The 6,740-nt window shown below is 73.2% G+C and carries 7 protein-coding genes; 2 read left to right on the top strand and 5 right to left on the bottom strand.

Going from position 1 to position 6,740, the window contains the following annotated elements:
* Window positions 1–831, top strand: an 831-nt coding sequence (locus tag ACFW2E_RS38265) for a carbohydrate kinase family protein (protein WP_384474070.1), incomplete at its 5' end; no start/stop codon positions are given.
* A 10-nt stretch (window positions 832–841) separates the two neighbouring features.
* On the opposite strand, the gene ACFW2E_RS38260 is transcribed toward ACFW2E_RS38265, so the two are convergent.
* From ACFW2E_RS38260 to ACFW2E_RS38245, 4 genes are read right to left on the bottom strand one after another with little or no spacing between them, the layout of a single operon-like run.
* A complete protein-coding gene (locus tag ACFW2E_RS38260; RefSeq protein ID WP_384474077.1) occupies window positions 842–1,369 on the bottom strand; it encodes an NUDIX hydrolase family protein in 528 nt (175 codons plus the stop codon).
* A 42-nt stretch (window positions 1,370–1,411) separates the two neighbouring features.
* The gene (locus ACFW2E_RS38255; RefSeq protein WP_384474067.1) at window positions 1,412–2,557 is read right to left on the bottom strand and encodes an amidohydrolase family protein; all 1,146 of its coding nucleotides are present in this window, start codon (window positions 2,555–2,557) and stop codon (window positions 1,412–1,414) included.
* A gap of 2 nt (window positions 2,558–2,559) precedes the next feature.
* Entirely contained in the window at window positions 2,560–3,963 is a 1,404-nt protein-coding gene (locus ACFW2E_RS38250) for a glutamine synthetase (protein ID WP_384474064.1), read from the bottom strand.
* Window positions 3,964–3,997: 34 nt separating this feature from the next.
* On the bottom strand, window positions 3,998–4,807 hold the full coding sequence (locus ACFW2E_RS38245; RefSeq protein ID WP_384474075.1) for an SAM-dependent methyltransferase: 810 nt from the start codon (window positions 4,805–4,807) through the stop codon (window positions 3,998–4,000).
* A gap of 153 nt (window positions 4,808–4,960) precedes the next feature.
* On the opposite strand from ACFW2E_RS38245, the gene ACFW2E_RS38240 reads away from it, so the two are divergent.
* Window positions 4,961–5,824 (top strand): Cof-type HAD-IIB family hydrolase, encoded by an 864-nt coding sequence (locus tag ACFW2E_RS38240; RefSeq protein WP_384474072.1) that lies wholly within the window; start codon window positions 4,961–4,963, stop codon window positions 5,822–5,824.
* Between the two features lie 28 nt (window positions 5,825–5,852).
* Here the strand turns inward: ACFW2E_RS38240 and ACFW2E_RS38235 are convergent, their stop codons facing one another.
* The gene (locus ACFW2E_RS38235; RefSeq protein WP_384474062.1) at window positions 5,853–6,659 is read right to left on the bottom strand and encodes an SAM-dependent methyltransferase; all 807 of its coding nucleotides are present in this window, start codon (window positions 6,657–6,659) and stop codon (window positions 5,853–5,855) included.
* Window positions 6,660–6,740 lie beyond the last annotated feature (81 nt).

Here is a 6,740-nt window from a genome sequence, read left to right as displayed (position 1 = left end):
CGGATGCCCCCCGCCGGCTCGGCCGGGGCAACCGCCGTGACGCTCGCGAAGCTGGGCGCCTCGGTCCACCGCGCCGGGGCGATCGGCGCCGACCCCACCGGCGACATGCTGGTCCAGCTGCTCAACAGGGCGGGAATCGCGACCGAGTTCCTCGTCCGCCGTGCGGACACCCCCACCTCCGCGAGCGTTCTGCCCATCCGGCCCGATGGGGGCCGGCCCTCGCTGCACATGCTCGGCGCCAACATCACCTACGGGCTCGACGACGTGCCCTGGGACGCGATCGCCGAAGCGACACACCTGCACCTGGGAGGTCCGGAACTGCTCGGCGTCGACGTCGCCGCGCGCATCCTGGCGCACGCCAAGGAGCACGGCGTGGTCACCTCCGTGGACCTGCTCGCGCCCGGTGCGCTCGGCGGCTTCGAGCAGATCGCGGCGGCGCTGCCGTACGTCGACCACCTGCTGCCCAACGACGAGCAGGTCCTGGGCTTCTCGGGCGAGGAGGACCTGCTGGCCGGCGCGAAGAAGCTCCTCGGCGCCGGGGCCGGCCTCGTCGCGGTCACGCGCGGCGGCGACGGCGCGCTCCTGGTCACCGAGGAGGGCACCGAGTCGGTCCCCGCCTTCGCGATCGACGTCGTCGACACCACGGGATGCGGAGACGCGTTCTCCGCCGGCTTCCTGCGCGGAGTGGGTCTGGGCCGCACCCCCCGTGAGTCCGCCGTGCTCGGTTGCGCGGCGGCGGCGCTGGTGGCCCAGGGACTCGGCAGCGACCACGGGGACTTCGACCTCGACGCCGCCGACGAGTTCGCCGCGACCCGGGGGACGCGCGGCTGATCCGGCCGGATCAGGCCACGTGCCCCACATGCGCGAGGGCCTGCTTCAGCAGTACGCCGTGACCGCCCGGCATCTCGCTCTGGACCGCCTCCGACACGGCGTCCTGCGGTGTGAACCACACCAGGTCCAGGGCGTCCTGCCGGGGGCGGCAGTCGCCGGTCACCGGGACGACGTAGGCGAGTGACACCGCGTGCTGGCGCGGGTCGTGGTAGGGGGTGACGCCCGCGGTCGGGAAGTACTCGGCGACCGTGAACGGCTGCAGGGAGGCCGGCACCCGGGGCAGGGCCACCGGGCCGAGGTCCTTCTCCAGGTGGCGCAGCAGGGCGTCACGGACCCGTTCGTGGTGCAGGACACGGCCGGAGACCAGGGTCCGGCTGACCGTTCCGTCCGGCCCGATGCGCAGCAGCAGCCCGATGCTGGTGACTTCGCCGCTGTCGTCGACGCGCACGGGCACGGCCTCGACGTACAGGATCGGCATCCGGGCGCGGGCCATTTCCAGCTCGTCCGTGGACAGCCAGCCGGGCGTGGTTTCGGTCATGTCAGACATTGCTTGATCATACTTTCCGGGTGGGGCGCGCGGTCAGTCGCGGCCGGGGTCGGATGCGGGCAGTCCGTACAGGCGGCGGGCATTGTCACGCCCCGTCCAGGAGACGATCCGCAGGGCGTCGGGCAGGCTCAGCTCGTCCGCGTCCACCCGGTCCTGGAGCAGGGCGGCCAGCCCCTGCCGGAAGGACAGCGCGCCGAGGTGGTGGAACTCGGCCACACCGTAGGCGTCGGAGCTGTACAGCAGTTTGCGGAACGGGGTGATCTCCAGGGCCTCCTCCAGGATCGCCCGGGACCGGACCGGCCCCGTGTAGTGGAGGGCCAGTCCGACGTCGAGGTACACCTGCTCGAACACCGCGGCCAGATAGGCGGCTTGGCGGTGGTAGGGCCAGCAGTGCAGGAACAGCACCGGGATGGTGCCGCTCGTGAGGTGGAGCCAGTCCGTCAGCAGGGCGGGATCGGACCGGTGCAGCCGGATGTCGTTGTCGCCGAGGCCGGTGTGCAGCTGAAGGGGGAGTCCGAGGTCGACGGCGGTCCACAGCAGGTGCCGGACCAGCACCGGGTCGGTCAGACGGCCGTCCCCGGACGCGAGCCAGTAATGAACGGCCTTCGTCACCTCCGCGTCCGTGGGCCTCATCGGGTCCAGGCCGAAGCCGGTGCGGTAGGCGGCCACCGACTTCACCGCCACCACGCCCGGCCGCCGTACGGCGTCCTGCACCGCCGCCCCGAACACGCGCGGGTACTCGCCCGCCTCGACGCCCCGCGCCGCCACCGCCTCCGCCACGCCCTCCAGCCGTACGACCTCGTACGCCGCACCGCCCGCGGCTGCCGCCAGTTCCGCCGGGCCGGTGACGCGGTGCGGCGCGTACCCCGTGTCGACGCAGAACGCCTCGGCCCCCACGGCGGACAGGAAACGCCGGTTGACCTCGCGCCAGCCCAGCTCGGCGCGCCGGGCCAGGTAGTCGGCGGGCGGGGCGTGACGCGGCAGGTCCAGCACGGGAGCGCAGTGGCGCCGTACGGCCACCCCGACGGGGCTGTCGAAGGCCGAGATCCCGGGCCAGGCCTCACCCTCGGTGATCAGCGACTCGAACTCCTCGGGGGCGAGATCGGCGGTGACGGCGCCGTGGCAGTGATGGTCGACCAGCGGCAGCCCGTCCAGTTCCGCGCGCAGGGCGCCCGCCATGGTCAGTACTTCCAGCGGTAGGCCGCCGCCACCCGCGCGTCGTCGAGACCGTGGACCGCCGCGGCCTCGCCGAGGCGCACGGCGGTCACCGCGTCGGCGAGCACCGGGCCCAGCGCGGTGCGCAGCACCTCGTCCGCGCGGAACCGTTCCACCGCCTCCGGCAGCGAGGTCGGCAGTCTGCGCACGCCCCGTGCCTCTGCCTCCTCGGGGGCGAAGCGTGCCGGGTCCCCGGTGATCTCCTCGGGCAGGACCGCCGCGGACGTCATCCCGTCGAGTCCGGCGGCGATGACACAGCCCAGGGCGAGATAGGGGTTGGCGGCGAGGTCGACCGGCTTGACCTCCAGGTTCGCCGACTGTTCCCGGCGGCCGGTCATACCGGTGACCACCCGCACCGCCGCCTCGCGCGTCTCCCGGCCCCAGGCGGTGAACACCCCCGCCCACTGGGAGGGCTTGAGCCGCAGATAGCTGGCCGGACTGGGCGCGGTCACGGCCGTCAGGGCGGGCAGATGCGCGAGCACCCCGGCCGCGAACGACTCGGCCTCGGCCGTCATGCCGTACCGGCCGCCGCCCCCGGCGTGCAGGTTCCGTCCGTCGCGACGGCAGGAGAGATGGATGTGGCCGCCGTTGCCGACCCCCTCGGCGGACACGGCAGGCGTGAAGGACACGCGCAGGCCGTGCCGCCGCGCCACCGCGCGGACGGTCTGCCGCACCAGCACACTGCGGTCGGCCGCCGCCACCGGGTCCAGCGCGGCCACCGACAGCTCGAACTGGCCGGGCGCGTACTCGGGATGGATCTGCTCGACGTCCACGCCCTGCGCCGCGAGGGCCGCGAGCAGATCGGCCGCGTAGTCGCTCAGCTCGACCTGCCGGGTCGCACCGTACGCCGGACCGGACACGGCCGGGACGAAATCGCCCTCGGGCGCCGATCCGAGTCCGACGGCCCACTCGATCTCGATGCCCGCCTCGAAGGTGATGCCGAGCCGCTCCTCGGCGTCCGCGACCACGCGGCGCAGGAAGGTGCGGCTGCACCCGGGGTGCGGCTCGCCCTCCTGGGTGATCCGGTCGACGGGGGCCCAGGCCCAGCCGGGCTGCCCGGCCAGCTCCACCAGCCGGTCCAGGGCCGGGTACAGCCGCAGGTCGCCGTCCGGTGAACCGAGGACGTCGGTGGTGACGATCGAGTCGTCCGCCAGGAAGGTGTCGAAGACCGGGGACATGCCGACGCCCCAGGCCACCGCCGCCGGGAGCCGTGCCGTGGGGATCGCCTTCACCCGGCCGATGCCCGCCGTGTCCACATAGGCCAGCACGATCCCGCGCACTCCCCGCCCGGACAGCTCGGAGGCGAGCGCGGTGGCCCGTGGGACGTCGCCGGGACGTCCGCCGGGCACGGGGTCGACAAGGGTGGTCATACGTCCTCCTCGACGCGGCCTGGCCGCTCGGGGGTCAGGGTTTCACGGCCACCGCGCCGAACTGCGGTACCGCGGCGGCGCCGGACCCGGAGCGCCACTGCGAGCACGGAACCAGGCCCGGCTCCAGCAGGTCCAGGCCCTCGAAGAAGGCGGCGACATCGGCGCGGCCCCGCGCGGTGATCGGCGGGGTGGCGTTCTCGTTCCAGAACTCCATCGCGGCGATGTTGCCCTCGCCGCCCAGGTCGGCGTCGAAGGTCGGGTGCGTCAGCACGAGGAAACTGCCGGCGGGGACCGCAGCCATCACCCGGCGCACGATGTCCCGCGCCTTCTCCGTGTCGAGCACGAAGTTGAGGATGCCCAGCATCATCACCGCGACCGGCCTGGTGAGGTCGAGCGTGCCGGAGGCGCGCCGGACGATCGCGTCCGGGTCGTGCACGTCGGCGTCGACGTAGTCGGTGACGCCCTCGGGCGTGCTGGTGAGCAGGGTACGTGCGTGCACCAGCACGATCGGGTCGTTGTCGACGTACACGATCCGCGACTCGGGCGCGACCCGCTGCGCTATCTCATGCGTGTTGTCGACGGTCGGCAGACCGGTGCCGATGTCCAGGAACTGCCGCACCCCCCGCTCGGCGGCCAGGAACCGTACCGCCCGCCCCAGGAAGTCGCGGTCCGCCCGCGCCACGGCCCGGATCACCGGGAACATCCCGGCGACGTGCTCGCCGACCCGCTGGTCGACCTCGTAGTTGTCCTTGCCGCCGACCCAGTAGTTCCAGACCCGCGCGTTGTGCGCCACGGAGGTGTCCAGCCTCGGCGATCCGCCCGCCGGGGGGTGACTCTCGCTCACGTCGATGACCTTCCTCACGTGCGGCTCTCCGCCGCCATTGTGCCGTCCGGTGATCGTCATGTCCCGGGAATCGGCGCAGTGGGCGGGTCCGGGATCACCTGGCGCATGAGGAACACTGGTTCGAGTACGTGCGTCCCCGACCGGAAGAAGGACATGCCCGCCTCGCCCGCGTCCCTGCTCACCGCCGCCGACGTCCCCACGGCCCCGGCCGGCATCCGGCTCGTCGTCACCGACATGGACGGCACGCTCCTCGACGACGACAAGCGGATCCCGGAGGGCCTGTGGGCCCTGCTGGCCGAGCTGCGTTCGCGCGGTGTGCTGTTCAGCCCGGCGAGCGGCCGCCAGTACGCCACGCTGGCACGGCAGTTCGCCGACGTGGCCGAGGGCATGGTGTTCATCGCCGAGAACGGCACCTACGTGGTGCGCGACGGGGTGGAGCTGAGCTCGGACCCGCTGGAGCGCACCGTCGCGGCCGACATCGCGCGGACCGTACGAGGGCTGGTGGCGTCCGGCGCCGACGTGGGCGCCGTCGTCTGCGGCAAGCGGTCCGCCTACGTCGAGCGGACCGACGAGCCCTTCCTGGCGGAGGTGCGCAGGTACTACGTCGAGCACCGGATCGTGGAGGACGTGACCGCGGTCGACGACGACGTCATCAAGGTGGCCCTGTTCGACTTCGGCTCCGCGGAGCGGACCACCGCGCCCGCCCTCGCCGCCTTCGCCGCCACGCACCAGGTCGTCGTCTCCGGCGAGCACTGGGTCGACGTCATGAACCGCACCGCGAACAAGGGCGCCGCCCTGCGCGGCCTCCAGCGCGAGCTCGGCATCACGTCCGCGCAGACCATGGTGTTCGGCGACTACCTCAACGACCTGGAGATGCTCGACGCCGCCGAGTGGTCGTTCGCCATGGCCAACGCCCACCCGGAGGTCGTCCGCAGGGCCCGCCACCTGGCGCCGTCCAACAACGACAACGGGGTGCTGCGCACGATCGCCCGGGTGCTGGGCATACCCGGCCACTGAACCCGGCGCGGCCGGACCGGGACCGGTCTCAGCCCGCGGTCTTGCGGCCCACCGCGCCGTACAGCGAAACCGGTCCCTCGCCGTCCGGCGTCCCCTCGGGGCGCCAGTCCGTCACGGAGACGGCGCCGGGCTCCAGCAGCTCCAGTCCCTTGAAGAGGGCGGAGAACTCGGCGTGCGAGCGGGCCACCAGGGTCACTCCGCCCGCGGCGTAGGCGGCGATGCCCCGCCGCACGTTCTCCGGCTCGAAGTCGGCGGTCATCGCCGACAGGACGAGGCAGCTGCCCGGGGCGAGGGCGCCGACGAGCGTGTCGACCAGGTCGTGGGCGCCGTCCTCGTCCGCGACGAAGTGCAGCAGGGCGATCAGGGACAGGGCGACGGGCCGGTCGAAGTCCAGGACACGGGCGGCCTGTTCGAGGATCGTGCCGGGTTCGCGGGCGTCCGCCTGCAGGTACTCCGTGACGCCCGCCGGGGTGCCGCGCAGCAGGGCGCCCGCGTGAGCCAGCACGATCGGGTCGTTGTCGACGTAGACGACACGGGCGTCCGGCGCGACGGACTGGGCGACCTGGTGGAGGTTGGGCTCGGTCGGTATGCCGGTGCCGATGTCCAGGAACTGGCGGATTCCGGTCTCCCGGGCCAGCGCCCGGGTGGCCCGGCGCATGAAGGCGCGGTTGGCGAGCGCGGCTCTCGGTGCGCCGGCGTCGATCGACATGATCTGACGGCCGAGCTGCTCGTCGACGGGGTAGTTGTCCTTGCCGCCGAGGAACCAGTCGTACACCCGGGCGGGATGCGGCCTGGTGGTGTCGATCTCGTGGACGGCCGGCTCGCTCCCGGTCACGCGGTGCTCCTCTGCTCGACGGTCCCCGGCGCCGACGCGGGGCCTGCGAGCAGTCTGTCACGATCGTGCGACGCGCCGGAG

The sequence above is a fragment of the Streptomyces sp. NPDC058964 genome, assembly GCF_042741275.1.
GTDB lineage: Bacteria > Actinomycetota > Actinomycetes > Streptomycetales > Streptomycetaceae > Streptomyces.
Note: the sequence above shows the minus strand (reverse complement) of the source record. Positions and strands in the feature narration are given on the sequence as shown.

Coding starts and splice junctions, on each gene's coding strand:
- ACFW2E_RS38250 (WP_384474064.1), bottom strand. CDS start 3,963: ATGACCACCCTTGTCGACCCCGTGCCCGGCGGACGTCCCGGCGACGTC.
- ACFW2E_RS38255 (WP_384474067.1), bottom strand. CDS start 2,557: ATGGCGGGCGCCCTGCGCGCGGAACTGGACGGGCTGCCGCTGGTCGAC.
- ACFW2E_RS38240 (WP_384474072.1), top strand. CDS start 4,961: ATGCCCGCCTCGCCCGCGTCCCTGCTCACCGCCGCCGACGTCCCCACG.
- ACFW2E_RS38260 (WP_384474077.1), bottom strand. CDS start 1,369: ATGACCGAAACCACGCCCGGCTGGCTGTCCACGGACGAGCTGGAAATG.